This window comes from Eisenbergiella sp. OF01-20 (genome assembly GCF_003478085.1).
In the GTDB taxonomy this organism is placed as follows: domain Bacteria; phylum Bacillota; class Clostridia; order Lachnospirales; family Lachnospiraceae; genus Eisenbergiella.
This window is the reverse complement of record NZ_QUES01000094.1, coordinates 1-1,389: the sequence shown is the minus strand read 5'-3', so window position 1 is coordinate 1,389 and position 1,389 is coordinate 1. Positions and strand designations below refer to the sequence as shown.

2 protein-coding genes are annotated in these 1,389 nt (G+C 34.1%); both read right to left on the bottom strand.

Going from position 1 to position 1,389, the window contains the following annotated elements; all coding sequences use genetic code 11:
- Positions 1 to 334: 334 nt before the first annotated feature.
- Entirely contained in the window at positions 335 to 790 is a 456-nt protein-coding gene (locus tag DXA36_RS32580; RefSeq protein ID WP_069431778.1) for a DUF600 domain-containing protein, read from the bottom strand.
- Positions 791 to 803: 13 nt separating this feature from the next.
- Positions 804 to 1,389 (bottom strand): DNA/RNA non-specific endonuclease (locus DXA36_RS32575; protein ID WP_182479365.1); only part of this gene is annotated, 586 nt, incomplete at its 5' end.

The following is a 1,389-nucleotide window of genomic DNA, read 5'->3' as shown; positions in this document are numbered from 1 at the left end:
GCAAGTAGCCAAAAACTCATATATGCGTATCTCTTTTTCAATCTTACCCTGTTCCATCAGCTTCTTATATCTCTCTGCCATTACCGAACTTCCGATTTCCTTTTGTGTTCCTGCGCCCTCTTGATCCCTTGAAGATGTAAGGCTTTAGAGCCGTTTGGAACACAAAATCGAATTGGGACATCCCCTTTGATGAATGCCATTGCAACATGAGTTTTTTTGATCATCAGGGAAAACATTGTATTTTTGTCATATTTTCCTGATACTATATTGTAATACAATTTCATCTCAGTTGAAATCAACATATTTTATTTTCTGTGCCGAACTTTAAAAATTATTATTCATTACTTTTTTCTAACTGATACCACTCATCTAAAACATCATATGCCGTCTTGTTTTGATCATTACTAAATATTATGCCATAGCTATAATCGGCATTTAATCTATTAGATATAACATCATATATCAATTTAATCTGTGTTGGCATTTCTTTTTGATATTCTTGACATAATCTCTTAAGAGCCTTTATATCATCATTAATAATATTAATAGCTCCCTTTTGTCTAGGTATTGATACATCGTATTTTTTTTGCCCATCTACTATAACGTCATTTAGTTTGTTCTTCTTTACAATTTTACTATTAACTTTATAAAAGAAACCACTGGATATCATACCATTTTCAAAAGAACAGTAAATATAAATCTTCTCAGCTCTTTTTTCCACATATTCCAAGCAAATTGACACCATGTCCGCTTGTATTTCTGAAAAATAGTCTTCAAACATTTTTTCCATTGCACTTCCTCCATTAATTTAGGATACTTTGACTAAAGAAGTCACCATCAATTGTATATTCTACATTAAATTCTATAGGACGTAAACCGTCTCCATCATATTTAATATCAACATTTACCGTTACCTCTTTTCCTTCACTTATAGCTTTTGCCCATTGATTTTCAATCTTTTTATATTGACTTAAATTAACATTTTGTGATTGAGATACAATATTATCCAGTTCTGGTGATCCACCAAATCTATCTCCCGCTAAGTGTCCTGCATGATCTCCTTCAATTTTTCCTGGAGAGTTCGAGTTATAATTTAGTCGACCATCTCGTTCCGTTAATTGCAGATTATCTGTATTCCAATTAGATATCCTTCCATTAGCATCTGTTTCATAATTATACTTAAATTCACCCGTTTGATATTTAATATTAGATCTTAAATTTCCCGCTTCATCAAAAGGATTATCTGTAAAGACTTTTTGAGCTGTTAATGTGCCACCCTCAATACCACTTCCCCCTCCCGGCAAAGCCTGCTGTGCCCATCCCTGCACCACTGCCGGATATTCGGTATACTGCCCCGGAAGGTATGGCGGATTCAAGGCTGGCACTGTC